Genomic DNA, 18,594 nt, shown 5'->3' on the forward strand with positions numbered 1-18,594 from the left:
CAGTCGCCGCTTAGTCATGGCGGGGCCCCTTGAGCTCGATAAGTTGCCCCCCTTCGAGGCGCAGCACTCTGTCGGCCAAGGCCGCATAGGCGGGGTTGTGGCTCACCAGCAGCAAGCCTGCGCCGGTATCGCGAACCGCCGCCACCATCAGCGCCATCACCTGTTCGGCATTATGCTCATCGAGGCTGCCGGTGGGTTCGTCGGCGAGCAGCCAACCGGGTTGATGGATAAGGGCGCGGGCCAGCGCCACCCGCTGTCGCTGACCGCCGGAGAGCTGCTCCGGCCAGGCATGGCGCTTGTGGCTCATATCGAGCCGGTGCAGCAACTGGTCAATCCTTGTCTCATCCGGTGGCAGAGCGTTGATGGCGAGCGGCAGGGCCAGATTCTCGACCACGTTGAGGGTCGGCAACAGGTTGAAATCCTGATAGACGATACCGAAATGGCGGCCCCGCAGGCGCGCCCGCTCATCGGGTGAGCGGGTGTCGATCCGGGTCTTCCCCAGCCAGATCTCCCCTTCATCCGGTGCAATCAGCCCGGCGATCAGATTGAGCAGGGTGGACTTGCCGCAGCCGCTTTGGCCCAGCAGCAGGGTGATCTCACCAGCGGGGAGGGCGAGATCGAGATGGTGGAACAGCGGCAGTCGTTCACTGCCGTTATCGAAGCTCTTGCAGAGGTTGCGCAGGGTCAGCATGGGATAACCGTTTGATGGTCAATGGCTTTCATCATGCTTGGTACGCTAGCACGGCCAGCATTGATCAACACCCCTTACGGTTGATCAAGAGTGCCAGTTAGTGATCAAGGCGGCAAAAGAGCAGTGGATCCTCGCTGGATCCCGCTTGCCCGAGGTGGTTAGAATAGGGGCTTCCATGGGTCACAGGATGAGCAAGGATGTTACACAAGCAAGTCAGTTTTATCATCGATAGCAAGGGCAACAAGCAGGCTGCCGTCGTCCCCATCGAGATCTACAACGAGCTGATGACCCTGCAAAAGGCACTCTCCGACAACCGGCCGGGGGAGCGCGAGCTCTACCACTTCAACGGCAAGGGGGCCGAGGCCCACGGTTATCCGGTGGGCAAGCGGCAAAATCCGGGCTTTATGGTGCTGGCCGGTTCCACCGCCAATGGCGAGGATGCCGCTTCCCTGCGTGAAGCGGTGATCGAGCTGCGTCACGAACTGCTGGAGAAGGGGGTCATAGTGCCCCGCAGTCAGGGCGGCTTTGTCTTTACCGCCGATCAGCTGTTCAACAGCCCGAGTCTGGCCGCCAGTCTGGTGGCGGGCAATAACCGCAGCGGTCTGGATGCCTGGCAAAACAGCGCAGGCTATACCCTCAAGCAGTCGGGTTTCGGCAAGAAATAATCCCGCGTTTCGACAGCAAACCAATTAAGCGTTAATTGACCTGGATGAATTTTTCTTTTCATCCAGGTGTTAGCATCATTGCCAGATGGTTCTAAAAGGAAGAGACCATGTCTGCGCTCACCCCTGTTATTTTGCTGCTGTCCCTGTTTATCCCTCCCGCCCATGCCAGTAGTGGCCCTGTTCTGTTGACATCCTCCTCAATCGGACTTTTTTGTGTCGGATTGTTTGTGTTGGCCTACGCCCTGGTGATGGCCGAAGAGTATCTGCAACTACGCAAGTCCAAACCCGTGCTGGTGGCCGCCGGGGTGATCTGGATCCTGATCGGTATCGCCTATGCACAGCAGGGGATGAGCCCTGCGGCCGAGCAGGCCTTCCGCCATACCCTGCTGGAATATGCCGAGCTGATGCTGTTCCTGCTGGTGGCGATGACCTATATCAACGCCATGGAGGATCGGCGGCTGTTCGATGCCCTGCGCGCCTGGCTGGTGCGATCCGGCTTTCACTTGCGCACCCTGTTCTGGTTGACCGGCGGGCTTGCTTTTTGTATTTCGCCGGTGGCAGATAACCTGACTACTGCGCTCTTGATGTGCGCCGTGGTGCTGAAGGTGGCCAACAGTGATCGGCGTTTTGTCAATCTTGCCTGCATCAACATAGTGATCGCCGCCAACGCCGGAGGGGCGTTCAGTCCCTTTGGCGATATCACCACCCTGATGGTGTGGCAGGCGGGCAAGGTGCAATTTGGCCAGTTCTTCACCCTGCTTATTCCCTCTCTGCTCAATTTTCTGGTCCCGGCCATCCTGATGAGCCTGATGGTGCCGCGCCATGTGCCGGAGGCTGATAACGAGGTGGTCGATCTCAAGCGGGGGGCCCGCCGCATCGTCGCGCTGTTCTTGCTGACCATCATCACGGCGGTGCTATGCCACAGTTTCCTCCATTTGCCACCCGTACTGGGCATGATGCTGGGGCTCGGTTATCTGCAGTTTTTCGGCTTCTATTTGCGCAAGTCGCTGCCACGATCCCTTGCCCGCAAGCGTGCGCTCTATGAACGCAATGGCGATGAGGTGCGGTTGCGTAGTCTGGGTTCTGTGGTGCCATTTGACGTGTTCAACAAGGTGGCCAAGGCGGAGTGGGATACCTTGCTCTTCTTCTACGGGGTGGTGATGTGTGTCGGTGGGCTGGGCTTTATGGGGTATCTGGAGCTGGTATCACATTGGTTGTATGCCGGTGGGGAGCCCACCATGGCCAACATCTTCATCGGGGTCTTGTCGGCCATCGTGGATAACATTCCGGTGATGTTTGCCGTGCTGTCGATGAACCCGGATATGGCGCTGGGGCAGTGGCTGCTGGTGACCCTGACAGCCGGAGTGGGCGGCAGCCTGCTCTCCATCGGCTCTGCGGCCGGGGTGGCCCTGATGGGACAGGCCCACGGCATGTATACCTTTTTTGGCCACCTGAAGTGGCTGCCTGCCATCTTGCTCGGTTATCTGGTGAGCATAGGGGCGCACCTCTGGCTCAACAGTGCCCAGTTCTGAACGTCCGGCCGCCAGTACGAAAAGAGGCTTCCGTTGACGGAAGCCTCTTTCGTTTTTCTGACCGGGGGAGGGGGATCAATCGCCTCGCTTGCCGGTCAGCAGCCAGTAACTCAGAGTCGAACCCACCCCGCAGCAGGCGATGGCGATGGCCATCGGCAGCGGCGAGTGGGGCGGATTGAGGTTGACCAGAATGCCGACCAGGGCGCCGATGCCAAAGCGCAGGGTGCCCGCCAGTGCCGAGGCGGTGCCCGCAGATTGCGGGAAGTGGCCCATCAGGCCGGTCATGGCGTTGGCACCCACCAGACTGATATGGCCGACAAACAGTACCACCGGAATGACGATGCCCCACAGGCCACCGGTCTGGCTCCAGGCGTTGTAGACCAGCAGGGCGCCCGCGCAGGGCAGCACCAGCAGGCCGTATTGCAGCATTCGCTCAGCGCCCACCCCTTTCACCAGTCGGCTGTTGACGAAGGTGACCACCATCATCAGCAGGATATTGAGGCCAAACAGCCAGCCGTAGTGCTCGGTCGGCACCTTGAAGTACTCGATATAGACATAAGGGGAGCCGCTTAAGAAAGCGAACATGCCGGAGCTGGAGAGGGAGCCGCACAGCACATAGCCCATGGCGCCGCGATGGGAGAGCACCCCCCAGTAGTTCTTGAGGATCTGGCCCAGATTAAGGGGCTGACGGTGCTCGGGTTTCAGGGTTTCCTGAATTTTCCACTGCATCACCAGACAGATCAGCAGGCTGATCCCCACCAGCAGCCAGAAGATCACCCGCCAGTCGGCGTGGGCACTGATATAGCCGCCCACCACAGGCGCCACCAGCGGCGCCAGGGTCATCACCAGAATGACGAACGACATGGCGCGAGAAAACGCATCCTTCTCGAACAGATCGCGCAGCAGGGCATTGACCACCACAGAACCCGCCGCACCGCCCGCCGCTTGCAACATCCGATAGGCCAGCAATTCAGGCAGGGAGTCCGCCATGGCGCAGCCCACCGAGGCGATGGCAAACATCACCAGCCCCGCCAGGATCACCGGCTTGCGGCCATAGCTGTCAGCGAGCGGGCCGTAGAAGAGCTGGCCGATGGCAAAGCCGCCCAAAAAGGCGCTGATGGTGAGCTGGGCGCCGTCGATGCTGGTGACCAGATCCCGGGCGATGGCCGGAATGGCGGGCAGATACATATCCACCGCCAGCGGGGTCAGACCCGCCAGAGCGCCGAGCAGGATAAACAGAAAACGGGGGGAGAGGGCGGCAGCCTGAGCTGTTGGCGATTGGGGCATAGGGTATCCGCTGGTGAACCTTGGTTGAAAAAGGGAGAAGGGCGAGTCTATCAGGTTTGCCACCGCTCGGCATGACGTTCCTGCCCCCTCAAAAGGGGGAGGTGCCCGGCGGCTCAGCCACCTTGGGGTGCACGCTTGCGGTCATGGGGGCGCGCTGCGCGGATCACCCCCCCCAGCCAGAGCAGCCAGGCCAGCGACGAGATGGCGTACCCGAGCCGCTCCGGCCAGCGGGCGGTGAGGGTAAAGGTGAGGCTGTGTTGTCCGGCGGGCACCCAGACCTGCACCAGCCCGTTGCGGGTGCTGCTGACGCTAAGGGGCAGATGCTGGTCGAGCCTTGCCTGCCAGCCCGGGTAATCAAACTGGTGCAGGATCAGTTTGGCGGGCGCCGGGGCATCCACTGTCAATTCGATATGACGAGGCTGCCAGCGCTGGATCTGCCACTTCACCCCCTGATGGTCACTGGTGATGGCGGGCTGGAATTCCTCTTTCCAGGCCAGGAGGGTGGGGGCAAACATGCCGCGTGGCACCTGCGTTGGTCGGTATTCGCGGGCGCTGCGCTTGCTGTCGAACTCCCCGTCGAGCTGACTCTTTACGGGAGCCTGGGTGAGCGGCGCCTCGCGTACATAGAGTCCCTGCGAGAGCAGGGTGAGGGCAAGCAGTAGCCACCAGACCCACTGCCACGGGCGATAGGTGGGGGTACCCAGCGCCACCACGGCGACGGTAGCGATGACCAGCAGCAGATTTAGGCGCCAGGGAAATTGCACCAGTTGCAACGGAGTGAGCAGGCGCCACAGGGGCTCGCTTGGTGGCAGCATCATCAGAAAGCTCAGGGTGCCAATGACCCCCCAGAGCAGCAACTCGGGATGGCGCGGCTCGCGGGCGGCAGCCCAAGCTACCAACAGCAGAGCCAGGGTGAGCAGAGTCAGCCAGGCGAGATGGCCGCGAAAGCGCCAGTCATCACGGCTTTGGGGCAAACGATCGAGAAAGTTGCGCTGAAACTCGAACATGCCGGTGCGCATCTGCTCCATGGAGATCCCCCCCTGATCCAGCAGGGCGGGCAGCAGCAACAGGCTGGCCATCGCCAACCCCCAGAGCTGGCCCAGCAGGGTGCCGATAAGCGGGGAGGCGGTGACAGGGACACTGACAAGCGCTGTGTTCCCCTTGTAGCGCCAGACCAGCAGCAGGCTGCGCAGGGTGAGCAAGCCCAGAATGAGCAGGGTGCTTGGTAGATGGGAAAGCGTCAGCATGGAGACGGCCAGTGCGAGCAGTAGTAGCGCAAAGGGGGCGCCGCGGCAGAGGCGATCCTGCGCCAGCAGTGCCAGCGGTGCCCAGACGAAGGCCCAGCTCTCCGCCAGGGCAAAGCGGGCGTAGATATCGATGGCCAGATGATAGGGCAGCGCCATATAGAGCAAACTGGCCGCCAGCGCCCGTCCGTGGCCGGCAAAGGGGCGCAACCAGAGATAGGCAAACAGGCCGGAGAGCCAGAGTGCCACGCTGCTGCTCCAGAGCAGCGGCGTCATCGCCTCGTGGGCCAGTGGGGTGGGGCCGGCGAACAGGGCGCTCACATAGTAGGGCAGGGGGGGATAGAAGAAAAAGACCGGGCTGCCAAAGGCGCCGTTCATCTCCATCAACCAGCGCGGATAGAGCTCACCTTGCCACAGTTGCACGGCAAAGAAGTGACCGGAGAGCAGGTGGTGAAACAGATCATGGCCCTGACTGCCGCCACGCAGCCAGAATGGCAGCAACAGGAGGGCACAGGCCACGCTCAGCACCGACAAAACCCAAAGCCACTCTCTGGTTACACGCATAAGGAGACTCGTCTGTTATGGATGCGCAGTGAGTGTACCCGAGTTGTTCCCCTCTTTTTTAGTTGTCTTGGCGGTTTTTTGTGCTCTTTCTGTGTTTCTTGTCACTTTCCCCATGGGGTGTCTGCAGCGAGGGAATGGCGAGCCAGAGGCCGGGCTCGGCGGCAAAGCGCGGGGCAAACCAGTGCTGGCGCACCACAGTGGACATCTCACTCGCGGCGATGGGGCGGCGACTGAGGCGACAGGCTCCTTGAGAGAGCGCAAGCGCCGCATCCCCCTTGTACCAGCCGTCCGTGACCGGCAGAGCTGTGGTCTCCCGCAGCAACCTTACCCCCCACTGGGTCACCAGCGCCGGGCACGCTTTTTCTGCCAGTTTTGCCGCTTGCACCATGGCGGGCGGACGGGGCAGGGTAAAGGTCACGCCGAGCAGCAGCAATCCGGCGACCGCGACCACCCACTCGCCACGGCGCGGCAGCCAGCCTGCCAGCAGCACAATACCGAGCAGGGTGATGGGCGCCAGATGGCGGGGATTGTCAGGGTTCTGGCCAAACAGGGTCCAGAGCAGTAGGACAAGCCAATAGAGTGTCCAGAGCGGGGGGAGGGCGGCAGGGTGGTTTTTTGATCTTTGCCAAAGCGGCAGCACCAGCAATGCCCCGATCAACAGCGGCCAAAGCGGGGTCAGCTGATCGTCGAAGGTGCGCGCCCAGCTCAGCAGCCTATCGCCGTGGGCCGCCGCTGTGTTGCCCCACAGGGTAAAGTGGCCGTCGGTAAAGCGCCGCCCCTCGCTGAAATAGGCCCAGCCATCGGCCTGCCAGACAAACAGCAGGCTGGTGAGCCCAACCAGTGCGATGGGGAGCACAAACCTGACGCGCGTTCCATCCTGCGCCAGCCCGAGCCACAGGGGCAGCAGGGCCAACACGAAGTAGGAGGGACGCAGCGCCAGCAATAGACCCAGCAGCAGACCCGCCAGTGCAATTCTGCGCTGCTGCAAGGCCAAGAGAGACCCGAGCCAGGCGGCGAGCGCGGGCCCGTCCGAAAGGCCGGAGAGCGCCAGCGTCGGGGTGAGCGGCAGTGCCAGCACCAGTAGCCAGACGGGTGCCAGCAGGCTTGGCCGTTGCCACAGCTTCACCGCCAGCAAAGCAGCGAGCGGCGCCAGCAAACTGCTACCGAGCAGGCTTGCCCACTGCACCGCGCGGGCCGGATCGTCTACCGCCAGATTTATCAGCCGCGTCAGCCAGATAAAGGCGGGGTAGCCGGGAAAGTGGGGGGAGAACTCCAGCACGCTAAAGCGCGTCACCCCGTGGGCGAAATTGAGGGCATCGTCGGAATCCAGCGCCACCGGGAAGGTCAGCAGCCAGCCAAGCCAGGCCAGTTGCAGCAGGGCAAGCAGCCACATGGTGATTGAGCTGGTGGAAGCCCAACGCCGATACGTTGCCTTCCCCCTCATCCCCAGCCCTTCTCCCGCAAGGTGAGAAGGGGGCAAACCGGCGTCCGGGTGCATCTATCGGCAGGCCGTGCGTAGGGTGAGTAGAGCACAGCGAAACCCACCTCTAGTCACAGCGAGGTGACGCAATGATGGGCAGGTTGCCATCAAAGCGGCGCCAGCACGGCCATCAGCGCTTTTTCTGCATCGCTAAAGGCGGCGGCATCGGCGGGCTTGGCGCCCACCCCGAATACCCCCGGGTTGCCGATGGCATCCAGCACCTTGGCCAGCGCCTGTTCGGCTGCCTTGCGATCCCCTTCATTGAGTGATGGGAGGATCAAGTCGAGGAAGCGCTTGCTCTTGACCACCAGCACCTTGGCGGTCTGGTAGTCGCCAAGATTCTGGCTGGCCCCTTCGAGGCGGCGCTCAATCTCCGCTTTATAGGCGCGATTAAGCAGGGCGGCGGTGGCGGCAGCGTCTTTGGCCTTGATGGCGGCGGCCAGCGGCCCTTGCAGCTCCACCTTGTGGTGCTGTTCCAGATAGGTCAGCTCATCGGCAATCTCGCTCAAGGTGGCGCTGGCATCCTTGCCGCCAGTGGCGGCGCCCAGCAGCGCTTCGCGTGCATCGATCAGAGGCTCCTTGCCGGCGGCGGCGTAGGAGTAAGCCTGCGCCTGCCCGCTCATGGCCAGCAGCAGGGTGAGGGCGAGTAAACCCGGGCGGATGGTCATCCTGTTCTCCTTACTTATGCCAATGGCGCGGCCATCAGGCCACGCTCTGGGTTTCGATCACGGTATTTTCGTTGCGATGGTTGAAGATGGCGTGACGTCTGTCCACCCCGTCGATCACCATGTCAGCGGCCATCATCCCCATCTCCATGGCGGTGTCGGTGAAGATGTAGCGGAATGTCCCCTGACGGCCGGTCATGATGAGGTTGGTGATGGGCATCAGCGCCTTGATCGCTTCGTTGCGGCGCGCCTGATAGCCCAAATCCATCAGCGGATAGGCGTATTCGCTGCGGGCTTCGAAGGTCTCATCACTAAGCTTCTGGGTATCGACGCCGAGGCTGGCGAGATCAGTGGTAACCCGACCGCGCAGATCGGACAGCGGAGCCTGCCAGGTGGCATCCCCCGTATTGCAGGGGATCTCCAGCATCACCGAGGTCTGGCCCTGGGGCGCCATAAAGGGGCTGCGGCGGCGCGGCTCCTGCAAACGGGTCGCCAGAATATGGGGGTCGGAGAGGTACTGCCAGGTGTTGTCCGACAGGTTCTCCTGCTTGAGCGGCATATTGACGAAGCGAAGCGACCGGTAGTGCAGATCGCACGGCAAGCCCAGATGCTGGCAGGTGAGCGGCAGCGGCAGGGTGGAGATCACCTGATCAAAGCGTTCGCTCAGCTCAACGTCATCTTGTTTCCAATAAACCCGTTCGATGCGGCCATCGGCCTGCTCAAGGCGGGTGATGGTGGCACTGGTTTTGAGCTCAACGCCCTCTGCCACCAGCCGCTCCCCCAGGGTGGTGAAGATCTGGCCAAAGCCATATTTGGGGTAGCGGTATTTGCGGGCATAGGTGCGCACCGAGATACTGCCGTTGCGTCTTGGCAGCAGGCGGCGGGCCACGTCTTTGAGATCGATGAGGCTGATGCGCTGGCCGGCCCAGTCAGCGGAGAGTTTGTCCGGATTGATGCCCCACAGCTTGCCGGTGTAGCCCTCGAAGAACTGGCGATAGAGGGTGCGGCCAAAGTGACTCTGGATCCACTCGGCAAAGCTCGCCTTGGCAAAATCGTCCGGCTTCTTGCTAAAGGGCAACAGCAGCAAATCTTTTACCGCTCCGGCCATCAGGGCCAGCGGCGCTGTTTTTAGCAGGTTGGGCAGGTTCAGGGGGTAGTCATAGGTGCGCCCGCCAAAGCGGATCACGCTCTTGCGCTCGGCGTGGAGCAGATCGTCCCCCATCAGCTCGTCGATAAAGGCGAGCAGCTCGGGGTTTTTGGTGATAAAGCGGTGGCCGCCGTAGTCGAAGCGATACTCCCCATCGCGCCCCTTGAAGGTCTGGGTAGCGCACATGCCGCCGACCACCGGCTCCTGCTCGAACAGGGTGACGGCAAAACCGGCGCAGCGCAGGCGCCAGGCCGCCATCAAACCGGCGGGGCCAGCGCCCAGCACTGCAATGCTTTTCTTGTTGTTATCGCTCATGACCTATTCCGAAACTGCTTGATAGATAAGGAAACCGCGCCAAGGCGCGGCTCCCGAATGGTGTTGTTACTCCGTGCCCTTGTTGCCACAGGGCGTGTTGGCTCAGCCCTTGCTGGATGCGGCGCTCACCTGCGGGCGATAGCTGCGCTGCCAGAGGGTAACGAAGATCGCCAGATAGAGGGCCCAGGTCAGCAGCTGCAAGCCAGCGGGTGAGGCATTGTAGCCAAACAGGGCGCGCAGGAAGGTACCAAATACCCCCTGATCGTCGAGAATGTGGCTGATATCGAACACCGGAGTGGTCCAGAAGGTGATGATGTCTGCCGCTTGCAACATGTTGACGGCGGACGAGAGCAAGCCTGCGGCGATGATGATGATAAGCAGGCCGGTCCAGCGGAAGAAGGGGGCCAGCGCCACCTTGCGGGTGGAGCGCAGCAGCCCCCACACCAGCACCACCGACAGCAGCAGGCCGCCCAGCGCCCCCATCAGCCCCTCGTGCAGATCCACCCCTTGCCCGGAGTAAACCAGGGCCGAGAAGAACAGCACGGTTTCAAACCCTTCGCGCATCACCGCCAGAAAGGCGAGCAGCACCAGACCAAACAGGTTGCCGCCATCGATGGCCGCATCGATGCGCGCTGTCATGGCCCCCACCTGGGATTTAGCCTGTTTTTGCATCCAGATCGCCATATAGGTGAGCACCAGAGTGGCGAAGATGAGGATCCCCGCCATCAAGAGGTGGTTGTAGCGCTCGCTCTCGAACTGGCTCACCACCACCTGGAACAGGAAGGCGACCACAAGTGAGGCGATAAGGCCAAGCCCCACCCCCAGATAGATGAACTTGTTGTAGCGGCTCGCCCCCAGCTTGGCGAGGTAGGAGAGGCAGATGCCGACCAGCAGGAAGGCTTCCAGCCCCTCGCGCAGAGTAATGAGAAAACTTGCAAACATCAGGATTGAGGCTCCGTAGCGGGCGTGACGGGGAGAGGCTGCAAGGTCAGTTGCAGCCGATTGAGTAGCACTATGGGTGGCTCCGGCAAGTTCGGCTCGGCGGCGCGCACCGCATCATTGACCCACTTGGGGTAGGTGCGGAAATTGAGTTTGATATCGGCCTTGAAGGGCCCCTGGGCATCTGCGGGTAGCGGCCAGGCTTCATCGCGCCAGCCATCGGCCGGAATGCGGGTATCTTCCAAGAGCTTGGCGTAGCGCCAGAACTTGAGCCCCACCGGCTTGCCCTCGGCATCGCCGAACACTTTTCTGAACAGTCGCGCATCTTCGGGGACTGCACCATCCACCGGCTGGCCGCTGGCAAGCACCAGCTTGCCGCTGGCGTCGGTGACGGTCAGCTCCAGCCAGAGTTCACGAAAATCGGCCACCCCGGTGGGCAGGGCATGGCCTGCGCCGGTATTGGCGACCCGCACCACCAACCGCTGACTATCGGCAGCCTGTTCGATACGGGCCGAAAGGGTAGCGCTGGAGCGCAGCAGGGCCAGACTCTCCTGTTCAAGGTCGGGGTTGCGCAGCCCCACCAGCTGGTGCTGGGCGCCAGTAAAGTTGTGGCGATAGAGCCGCGCCTTCATGGTGCCGTTTTCGGTGGACTGGCCCGCCACCGGCGCACCGCCATTGCCCGGCTCCGGGTTCATATGGCAGTCGATACAGGTGCGCCGCTTGGCGGGATCCTCCGCGTTTGCGAAGCTGGATTTTTCCCACTCGTCCCAGGTGTTGACGATATTGGCGCCGGTACCGGGGGCAAACTCGTTGTGGCACGACTTGCACAGAGCCGCGTCGCGGTAGAAATCCTTCTGATAGGAGGCTTTGTGGGCCGCCGGACGGGCGTTGATCTGCCGCTCGGCTAGCCAGTGCTGGAGGCTGCCGCCCGGGGCATCCTCGAACACATAGCTCTCGCGGTCTTTCAAATTCACGGTAAAGGCGCTGTTGCCGCCCGCATCTTCCACCTTGGTGATGCGATGGCAGAGCACGCAGCCGGTCCCTTCCTCAACCACAGGTTCACCCGTCTTGTGGGCGGCAATCAGTGAGGCGCCGCCCTGCTCGAACATGTGGGAGCCCTTGGGCAGATCCAGCTGGCCTGTCATCACCTGCTGGGGCATATGGCAGCCCTGACACCACTGACCGAACGCTTCTCCTTCGGTTTCGCGTGCCAGCGCCTGCGCCACCTTGTAGTAGGGGTGGGAGTTGCCCATCAGCCGATGGTTGCTCTCGCTCCAGTCCTTGAACGCCTGCTGGTGGCAGTTCTGGCAGGAGGCGGAGTTGAGCCACTCTTTCGGGTGGGTAGTCGGCGCCCTGGCGGGATCCGTGCGCGGGGCATCGAGCCGCAGCCAGTTGGCCAGATAGGGGAGGTTGCCATCGGCGGTGACGAAGGCGTGCAACTCTTCCATCATCGCTTTCACTTCCGGTTGGGGCCTCGCGGGGTCAACTGCCTCGGCCCCATCGCGGGTGTCGTGCCCCATGCCGCCCTGGGTCTGCTGGGTCATGCGCAGGTATTCGCCGACAAAATCCCCCGCCACCATGTTGGTGAGGTTGGCGTGGCCGTTGATGGCGTTGTCGCCGCTCTTCTGGCGATGGGCCGCCATCAGATAGCGGTTGGTGAAATTGAACCCGTCCAGATGGCAGGAGTTGCAGCTCATCCAGTTGTCTCCTGCCATGGGGAAGCGTGAGTTGGACGCTGTGTTACCAAGGTTGAATAGCCGCTCGCCGCGCTGAAGCGGCTCGGGGCGGGGATCCGTCTCTACCAGTTTGGCGAACTGGGGCACATCGACCGTGACTCGGGCAAACGGGCCGCTGCCGCCACTATTGAGGCGGGTAAGATCCTGCCCCATGGCGTTGTGCACCAGAATATGGTCGCCATCGATCAGCAGATCCCGCGGATTCTGGCCCGGCAGGTGACGCAAGAGCTGGGTCGCCTTGGCGCCCCCCTGAAACTTCTTGCGGCGGTGGCGGTTGTTGTTGGACTTGCCGCTGCGGGAGAGATCAAACACCAGCAGATCTTCCGAGCCAGCCAGGGTCAGATAGACCCGCTTGCCATCGGCGGCAAAGCGCGCTGCGAACGGGTTGGAGACGATCTGGCTGCGGTTGCCGACGCTTGGCAGGTTGATCTGCAAAAAGAGCTGCTTTCTTTCATCGACCCGCTCTTTCTCCTCATCGAGATCGATGATGGAGACGGCCGGAAAGACGGTGCTTTGAAACTGGAAGGGGTGGCTGAAGCTCCACAGCACGTGGGGCAGCCAGGCCTCGCTGCCATCGGGGGAGAGGGCGATGCCATCGAGCAGGCGCGGCAATCCCTGCGAGTCGCTCGGCGTGTCGCTATGGGTCTCGGCCAGGGTAATGAGCTTGGGCTTGGGAAGCGAAGATCCCTTGGCGCCGTGGCCAAGCTTGGCGAGATCATAGATGGCGAGCTGGCCTGTCATGGCGTGGGTGAGCAGCAGGCGATCGTCGTTGGTCAAGGCCAGCCCGCGGGGAGTCTCGGCGGTCTTTGCATCCAGCTGTAGGTTGCCTGCGGTGTCATAGGCCTGCAGGCGAGCGGATTCGAACAGCGTGACCCAGAACCACTGCCGTTTGGCATCGAAGATGACCCCATAGGGTCTATGGCCGGTGGGGATCGCCTTTTCCAGATCGAGATCATCATCCAGCAGCAGCAGGCGATCGCCGCTGTAATCGGTGACCAGCAGGGTGCCATCATCGGCGCGGGCAAGCTGGCGCAGATCGCCCCCCAGCTGCACCTCTTTTAGGCGTTTTCCGCTATCGCGCTCAAGCAGGGTGACCGAGCCTGCGCTCAGGTTGGCGGTGACGAGGCGCGGGGCGCTTCCCTCCTCATAGGCGAGCATCCCTGAACTCATCTGCTGGGCAAACGCGAAGGGGCTGGCCAGCAGCAGGAGGGCCAGCAGGTGTGACAAATATGCAGAGAACGATGACTTCAACATGGGATCAGGAGCGCCATTTCAAGATGGTCCAGCGCCAGGCGTGGCGCAGCACCAGAGGAGTTAACGCCAACGCGCTCAGCCAGTGGGCCCAGCTGGCGAGGTTGCCCATGGCATCGCCCGGAGTGCCGTGCAGCACCAGCAGCAGGCCGCTGGCCAGACAGATCAGCAGCAGGGCTTCAATAATCCGCCCCGTGGTGCGTAAAAAGGGTTTGTTGCTGCGGTTCAACAAGCTGCGATGGGAGAGCCAGAAAGCGCCAAACAGCAGCGGGAACAGGGTGAGCGAGAGCATCACATGGAAAAACAGATTCCAGCGCGCCAGCGACCAGAGCGGGGTCAGCGGCTCCCACAGCAGCAGGCCGGAGAAGAACATCAGATAGAGGGTGCCCTCGGCGGCCTGATGGTGGTAGGCCAGCCACTGCCTGAATTGTCGGGGTGAGAGAGAAAGGCTTGTCATAAAGGCTCCAGCACCCGGGCGGGGCAGCCCGGGGGGAGCAAGTTTATAACGCAGTAAGAGTAATGAAAAGTGTTATCAATTGTATTGCTGGTGAATCAAGGCTGAACAAGCACTGTGATCAAGCTCGACTATTTATGCTCCGCCATCCGCTCGGTCACCGCATAGATGAGCGCGGCCAGCGAGAAGGCGAGAAACACCACCACGGACCACTTCATATCGACTTCATTGATGATGCCATCTTCGAGAAATGCCTTGAGCACCTCCACTCCGGCAATAGTCACCAGCGAGTTGATGACGATGAGCTTGAGGGAGGCAAAGTTGATCTTGCTAAGCCAGTTGCTGCTAAGGGAGGCGCGCTGCTCTTCCGTCTGGATAAATTGCACATAGCCACAGATAGCAACCAGGATCAGCATCTGGGCCACCAGTATAAAGTCCACCAGGGTCAGCACGCCGGTAATGAGGTCCAGATAGGGGATCTCGAAAATGTTTACAGAAAGCTGATAGAGCTGCATGGCAAACTTCACCATCAGCAATACCACGCAGATGAGAATGCCAATGTAGAAGGGGAACATCATCAATCTGCTGCCATTGAGCATGAAATTGAATCGACGCATGAGAACTCCGATGTTGGGAACAGGGCTAAATAGAGTGAGTATGGCGCGAGCAGCCCGCAGCGTTGCAAGGCTGTGGGGGCTCATTATGCCGGGTCGCCCCCTGCTTGCGCCTATAAAAAAATAAAAAGCCATCATAAAAAATAAAACCGCATCCCGCTGTCTTATTTGTGATTTTTCCCTGCCGTAACATGCCGCTTCTCAATTCAGGGGGGCGACTGTCTCCCTCCTATTTATCAGGCTCGGCCCACCGAGAGTGGCCGCTTGCCAGGAGTGTTGCGATGCGTATTGGTCTGCTGTTGAGTATGGGGATGCTGGTTGCAAGCGGGGTTCAGGCTGAAGCTCTGGGTGCCATTCCTGAGGAATCTGGCTTTTCCGGCAGTGTGCTGGCGGGAGCCAGCGTTGGCGAGACCAAGTCCAATTTTGCCACGGGGAGTGCAGGTAGCGAGCGTATTGACGCTTTGGGGGCTGCGGCGCAGCAGCGCCACCTTGATCCGGTGATCAACGGGGATCTGCGCTACACCTTTGCCTCCACCGGTAGCCAGCTGTTTTTGGGCAACCTCATTCAGGATGCCATTCGCGGCGACGGTACCCAGCAGTTCGGGCTGCGCCAGCAGCTGGGGGACAAGGGGATCGTGGCCGGTTCGCTGGTGTTCAATGCCACCCCGGTCAAGGTGTGGCGCGATCCCTTTGCTGTGGGTGTGGCACGTCAGGAAAGTGATGTGCGATCCCACGGCGCCCGTCTGGCGTGGGACAACATCTGGGGCAGCGCGTTCAGTGGCAGCGTCACCAGCCGCGACGTCAAGGTGGATGGGGAGTCAAATGGCGAGCAATATGGTCGTGCGGTGATGGGGATGCTGGATCGCAATGGCCGGGTCAACTCCGCCGAGGTCTCCTACCAGTTCCGGCTAACAGACGATCAGTTCCTCGAGCCAGCATTGCGTTATGAGAAGGCTGATCTGGCGGGCAGTACCGAGTCTTACGTGAGCAAGGGGTTGCAGCTCACGTACGCCAAAACCTCGCCCCGCTGGTCATTTGTCAGCAACCTCTATCTGGGCAAGCGCGACTATGACGAGGCCAACCCGCTGTTTGGCCAGCGTGCCGACAGCCGCGACATGGCCATCGATGCCACCCTCTTCTGGCACCAGCTGTTTGGCATTGCGCCGCTCTCTGCACTCCTGAGCGCCAGCTACGCCACGGCAAACTCCAGGATCGACTTTTACGATATTCGCGCCACCAGCATCACCACGGGTCTGCTCTACCGTTTCTGATCCCGGCATCCGGCAGTGAGATGAGGTGCATACAAAGGGGCTGGTCAATCCAGCTCTATTGTTTATGGGATGGAGCTCAATAGACAATTCAAGCTGTATGCAGGTTGGTCATCACATGCAGACAAGAGACGTTATGACATAGGGCATTTGAGGGGCGTGCGCAGCAGGGAAGGGAACAAGCAGCAGATACGAAAAAGCCCAGCCAAAAGGCTGGGCTTTATAAGATGGCTCCCTCGACAGGACTTGAACCTGTGACATACGGATTAACAGTCCGCCGTTCTACCGACTGAACTACGAGGGAAAAGTGGCTCCTCCTACTGGACTTGAACCAGTGACATACGGATTAACAGTCCGCCGTTCTACCGACTGAACTAAGGAGGAATTGCCTGTCTCGTTAAGACGGGGCGAATATTAATGACCAGGGCGGCGGGTGTCAACCCGCGAATTTCCCGAAAACCGGATTTTCGGACTGTTTGCCCAAAAGTTGTGCTTTGCGGTTTATTTTCAGCACAATCAGTCCCTTGCCATCACCGCCCCCAACCGGCCTAGGGGTTATTGGCTCGGTTCGCATCAACCTGATGATGCCAGCATGATGTCGCGAACGTGCTGGTAAGCCAACAAGACTCAAGTGGTGAACTTTGCAGCTAAATTGAGGAGCACAATCGTCAACATCGGCGATTTGGCGGCAAATAGGCCAAATAATGGGTGAGCGCGCGTTTCATTGATCCTGCCCATCGAAAAAATGGCCCGGCTGGAGTAAGGTTACGCAGGATACCATCGCCGCGTCGACAGCCCTGCCGGCCCTTGATGATGATCGGGCGCCGGATCTCTCCGGCCTTTATCTCCCTCTTCTGGTATTACGATATACATGCACAAGCAAGCCTCTTTAAATAGCGTGAAGCTCGCCATAGCCTTACGCCAGTCCTGTATTGATGAACCCTATAGCATGGCCCGCTTCGGCCGTGATCTTATTGCCGGTGTGACGGTGGGCATCATCGCCATCCCGCTCGCCATGGCGCTGGCCATTGCCAGCGGTGTACCGCCGCAACACGGTCTCTATACCGCCATCACCGCCGGTATCGTGATCGCCGTGACCGGTGGTTCCCGTTACTCCATCTCCGGCCCGACCGCTGCCTTTGTGGTGATCCTCTACCCGGTCGCCCAGCAGTTCGGGGTCGGTGGTCTGTTGATGGCAACGCTCATCTCCGGCCTCTTTCTGGTGGCGATGGGGATGGCCCGTCTTGGCCGCCTTATCGAGTACATTCCCCCGTCAGTGACGCTGGGCTTTACCGGTGGTATCGCCATCGTGATCGCCACCTTGCAGATCAAGGACTTCTTCGGCCTGAACGTGCCCGAGATGCCGGAAACCTATCTGGGCAAGGTCGAGGCGCTGGCCGCCGCCCTGCCAAGCTGGCAGTGGGGCGATACCCTGGTGGGGGTCGCAACGCTGGCCGTGCTGCTGCTCTGGCCGCGCCTGCGTCTGCCTGTGCCCGGCCACTTGCCCGCGGTGCTGGTCGGGGTGGGCCTGGGTTTTGGCCTCCATTACTTCGGGGTGGATGTGGCCACCATCGGCAGCAAGTTCAGCTATACCCTGGCCGACGGCACCCAAGGGATGGGGATCCCGCCCATCGCACCAACTCTGGTGATGCCCTGGGCCTTGCCCGGACCGGATGGCTTGCCGGTCGAATGGAACCTGGCGGCTGTTGAGCGGCTGCTGCCTGCCGCCTTCTCCATGGCGATGCTGGGGGCGATCGAGTCGCTGCTCTGCGCTGTGGTGCTCGATGGCATGACCGGTCGCAAACACAGCTCCAACGCCGAACTGGTGGGGCAGGGGCTTGGCAACATCTTCGCTCCCTTCTTTGGCGGCATTACTGCTACCGCCGCCATCGCCCGCTCTGCCGCCAACGTGCGTGCCGGCGCTACGTCCCCCATTTCGGGGATCGTCCATGCGCTGGTGGTGCTGGCCGCCATTCTGGTGCTGGCCCCCTGGCTCTCCTGGTTGCCACTCTCGGCCATGGCTGCCTTGCTGCTCATCGTGGCCTGGAATATGAGTGAAGCGCACAAGGTGGTGGAGCTGATCCGTCGCGCGCCCAAATCCGATGTGCTGGTGCTGCTGGTCTGCCTGTCGCTCACCGTTATCTTCGACATGGTCATCGCCATCACCTTCGGGGTGATCCTGGCGTCCCTGCTCTTTATGCGCGAAATCGCCAAGATGACCAAACTGCACGATTTGGCCGAGCACAAACGCTATGCCCGCGAGGTGCCGGACAACGGCCTGCTCTACAAGATCAACGGCCCGCTCTTCTTCGCAGCGGCCGAACGGGTCTTTGCCGAGCTGGAAGCTCAAGTGAAAGGGCACAAGGTGCTGGTGTTGCAGATGGAGGCGGTCTCCATCCTCGATGCGGGCGGCCTGTCAGCCTTCCTCCACTTTGGCAAGCAGATGACTAAAGCCGGTGTCGAGTTACGGGTGGCCGAGTTGCAGTTCCAACCGCTCAAGACCCTGGCCCGTGCCAAGGTACGGCCGCAGCCCGGCAAGCTGGAATTTTACGGCTCGCTGGAAGAGGCGCTCAAAGGTGAACATTTGCACGAAGCGGCAGTAAATTGATTGAAAGGGATACGAAACGGCATATTTTTGGTCACTTGGTTCGGATATTGAGCAAACGAACGCAAAAAGTAAAAAATTGCATTGACCAAAAGCCATCGTATCCCTTACATTACGCCCCGTCGCCGCGGCATGGT

At 61.0% G+C, this 18,594-nt stretch carries 14 protein-coding genes and 2 tRNA genes; 4 read left to right on the plus strand and 12 right to left on the minus strand.

Annotated features, from left to right (window positions below; translation table 11 throughout):
* Nucleotides 1–10 precede the first annotated feature (10 nt).
* Nucleotides 11–691, minus strand: a complete 681-nt coding sequence (locus LRL22_RS02180) for an ABC transporter ATP-binding protein (protein WP_270904604.1) — start codon at nucleotides 689–691, stop codon at nucleotides 11–13.
* Between the two features lie 197 nt (nucleotides 692–888).
* Here LRL22_RS02180 and LRL22_RS02185 point away from each other — a divergent pair, with 197 nt between their 5' ends.
* Nucleotides 889–1,356, plus strand: a complete 468-nt coding sequence (locus LRL22_RS02185) for a DUF4357 domain-containing protein (protein WP_005333716.1) — start codon at nucleotides 889–891, stop codon at nucleotides 1,354–1,356.
* A gap of 107 nt (nucleotides 1,357–1,463) precedes the next feature.
* Nucleotides 1,464–2,888, plus strand: a complete 1,425-nt coding sequence (gene nhaD, locus LRL22_RS02190; protein WP_270904605.1) for a sodium:proton antiporter NhaD — start codon at nucleotides 1,464–1,466, stop codon at nucleotides 2,886–2,888.
* 75 nt (nucleotides 2,889–2,963) lie between these two features.
* Here the strand turns inward: nhaD and LRL22_RS02195 are convergent, their stop codons facing one another.
* The 9 genes from LRL22_RS02195 to LRL22_RS02235 all read right to left on the minus strand — a co-directional run bounded on the left by LRL22_RS02195 (nucleotide 2,964) and on the right by LRL22_RS02235 (nucleotide 14,587).
* Nucleotides 2,964–4,175 (minus strand): Bcr/CflA family multidrug efflux MFS transporter, encoded by a 1,212-nt coding sequence (locus tag LRL22_RS02195; RefSeq protein ID WP_270904606.1) that lies wholly within the window; start codon nucleotides 4,173–4,175, stop codon nucleotides 2,964–2,966.
* Between the two features lie 113 nt (nucleotides 4,176–4,288).
* Nucleotides 4,289–5,983 (minus strand): hypothetical protein, encoded by a 1,695-nt coding sequence (locus tag LRL22_RS02200; RefSeq protein ID WP_270904607.1) that lies wholly within the window; start codon nucleotides 5,981–5,983, stop codon nucleotides 4,289–4,291.
* A gap of 58 nt (nucleotides 5,984–6,041) precedes the next feature.
* Nucleotides 6,042–7,370 (minus strand): hypothetical protein, encoded by a 1,329-nt coding sequence (locus LRL22_RS02205; protein WP_270904639.1) that lies wholly within the window; start codon nucleotides 7,368–7,370, stop codon nucleotides 6,042–6,044.
* Between the two features lie 200 nt (nucleotides 7,371–7,570).
* The gene (locus LRL22_RS02210; RefSeq protein ID WP_139405458.1) at nucleotides 7,571–8,131 is read right to left on the minus strand and encodes a hypothetical protein; all 561 of its coding nucleotides are present in this window, start codon (nucleotides 8,129–8,131) and stop codon (nucleotides 7,571–7,573) included.
* A gap of 34 nt (nucleotides 8,132–8,165) precedes the next feature.
* Nucleotides 8,166–9,590: an FAD-dependent oxidoreductase gene (locus LRL22_RS02215; RefSeq protein WP_270904608.1), complete on the minus strand. Its 1,425-nt coding sequence runs from the start codon at nucleotides 9,588–9,590 to the stop codon at nucleotides 8,166–8,168.
* A gap of 102 nt (nucleotides 9,591–9,692) precedes the next feature.
* Entirely contained in the window at nucleotides 9,693–10,532 is an 840-nt protein-coding gene (locus tag LRL22_RS02220; RefSeq protein ID WP_270904609.1) for an FTR1 family iron permease, read from the minus strand.
* Nucleotides 10,532–13,519 carry a YncE family protein gene (locus LRL22_RS02225; RefSeq protein ID WP_270904610.1) on the minus strand — a complete coding sequence of 996 codons (2,988 nt, stop codon included), beginning with the start codon at nucleotides 13,517–13,519 and terminating at the stop codon, nucleotides 10,532–10,534. The genes LRL22_RS02220 and LRL22_RS02225 overlap by 1 nt, the downstream gene beginning before the upstream one ends.
* A 4-nt stretch (nucleotides 13,520–13,523) precedes the next feature.
* Entirely contained in the window at nucleotides 13,524–13,973 is a 450-nt protein-coding gene (locus LRL22_RS02230) for a hypothetical protein (protein ID WP_201936391.1), read from the minus strand.
* 128 nt (nucleotides 13,974–14,101) lie between these two features.
* Complete coding sequence (locus LRL22_RS02235; RefSeq protein WP_005333692.1) at nucleotides 14,102–14,587, minus strand: YqhA family protein; 486 nt, start codon at nucleotides 14,585–14,587, stop codon at nucleotides 14,102–14,104.
* Between the two features lie 278 nt (nucleotides 14,588–14,865).
* Here LRL22_RS02235 and LRL22_RS02240 point away from each other — a divergent pair, with 278 nt between their 5' ends.
* Nucleotides 14,866–15,855: a DUF2860 family protein gene (locus LRL22_RS02240; RefSeq protein WP_270904611.1), complete on the plus strand. Its 990-nt coding sequence runs from the start codon at nucleotides 14,866–14,868 to the stop codon at nucleotides 15,853–15,855.
* Between the two features lie 225 nt (nucleotides 15,856–16,080).
* Here LRL22_RS02240 and LRL22_RS02245 read toward each other — a convergent pair.
* Together LRL22_RS02245 and LRL22_RS02250 are read right to left on the minus strand one after the other, a co-directional pair.
* Nucleotides 16,081–16,156, minus strand: a tRNA-Asn gene (locus LRL22_RS02245).
* Between the two features lie 4 nt (nucleotides 16,157–16,160).
* Nucleotides 16,161–16,236 (minus strand) — tRNA-Asn (locus LRL22_RS02250).
* A gap of 487 nt (nucleotides 16,237–16,723) precedes the next feature.
* On the opposite strand from LRL22_RS02250, the gene dauA reads away from it, so the two are divergent.
* On the plus strand, nucleotides 16,724–18,460 hold the full coding sequence (gene dauA, locus LRL22_RS02255; RefSeq protein ID WP_270904612.1) for a C4-dicarboxylic acid transporter DauA: 1,737 nt from the start codon (nucleotides 16,724–16,726) through the stop codon (nucleotides 18,458–18,460).
* Nucleotides 18,461–18,594 lie beyond the last annotated feature (134 nt).

It is taken from the genome of Aeromonas sp. PI_26 (assembly GCF_027854445.1).
In the GTDB taxonomy this organism is placed as follows: domain Bacteria; phylum Pseudomonadota; class Gammaproteobacteria; order Enterobacterales; family Aeromonadaceae; genus Aeromonas; species Aeromonas veronii.

What these genes read in the sequence shown, in the direction of transcription:
- LRL22_RS02180 (WP_270904604.1), bottom strand. Translation starts at nt 691, where the DNA reads ATGCTGACCCTGCGCAACCTCTGCAAGAGCTTCGATAACGGCAGTGAA.
- nhaD (WP_270904605.1), top strand. Translation starts at nt 1,464, where the DNA reads ATGTCTGCGCTCACCCCTGTTATTTTGCTGCTGTCCCTGTTTATCCCT.
- LRL22_RS02185 (WP_005333716.1), top strand. Translation starts at nt 889, where the DNA reads ATGTTACACAAGCAAGTCAGTTTTATCATCGATAGCAAGGGCAACAAG.
- LRL22_RS02230 (WP_201936391.1), bottom strand. Translation starts at nt 13,973, where the DNA reads ATGACAAGCCTTTCTCTCTCACCCCGACAATTCAGGCAGTGGCTGGCC.
- dauA (WP_270904612.1), top strand. Translation starts at nt 16,724, where the DNA reads ATGCACAAGCAAGCCTCTTTAAATAGCGTGAAGCTCGCCATAGCCTTA.
- LRL22_RS02225 (WP_270904610.1), bottom strand. Translation starts at nt 13,519, where the DNA reads ATGTTGAAGTCATCGTTCTCTGCATATTTGTCACACCTGCTGGCCCTC.
- LRL22_RS02240 (WP_270904611.1), top strand. Translation starts at nt 14,866, where the DNA reads ATGCGTATTGGTCTGCTGTTGAGTATGGGGATGCTGGTTGCAAGCGGG.
- LRL22_RS02235 (WP_005333692.1), bottom strand. Translation starts at nt 14,587, where the DNA reads ATGCGTCGATTCAATTTCATGCTCAATGGCAGCAGATTGATGATGTTC.
- LRL22_RS02200 (WP_270904607.1), bottom strand. Translation starts at nt 5,983, where the DNA reads ATGCGTGTAACCAGAGAGTGGCTTTGGGTTTTGTCGGTGCTGAGCGTG.
- LRL22_RS02210 (WP_139405458.1), bottom strand. Translation starts at nt 8,131, where the DNA reads ATGACCATCCGCCCGGGTTTACTCGCCCTCACCCTGCTGCTGGCCATG.
- LRL22_RS02220 (WP_270904609.1), bottom strand. Translation starts at nt 10,532, where the DNA reads ATGTTTGCAAGTTTTCTCATTACTCTGCGCGAGGGGCTGGAAGCCTTC.
- LRL22_RS02215 (WP_270904608.1), bottom strand. Translation starts at nt 9,590, where the DNA reads ATGAGCGATAACAACAAGAAAAGCATTGCAGTGCTGGGCGCTGGCCCC.
- LRL22_RS02195 (WP_270904606.1), bottom strand. Translation starts at nt 4,175, where the DNA reads ATGCCCCAATCGCCAACAGCTCAGGCTGCCGCCCTCTCCCCCCGTTTT.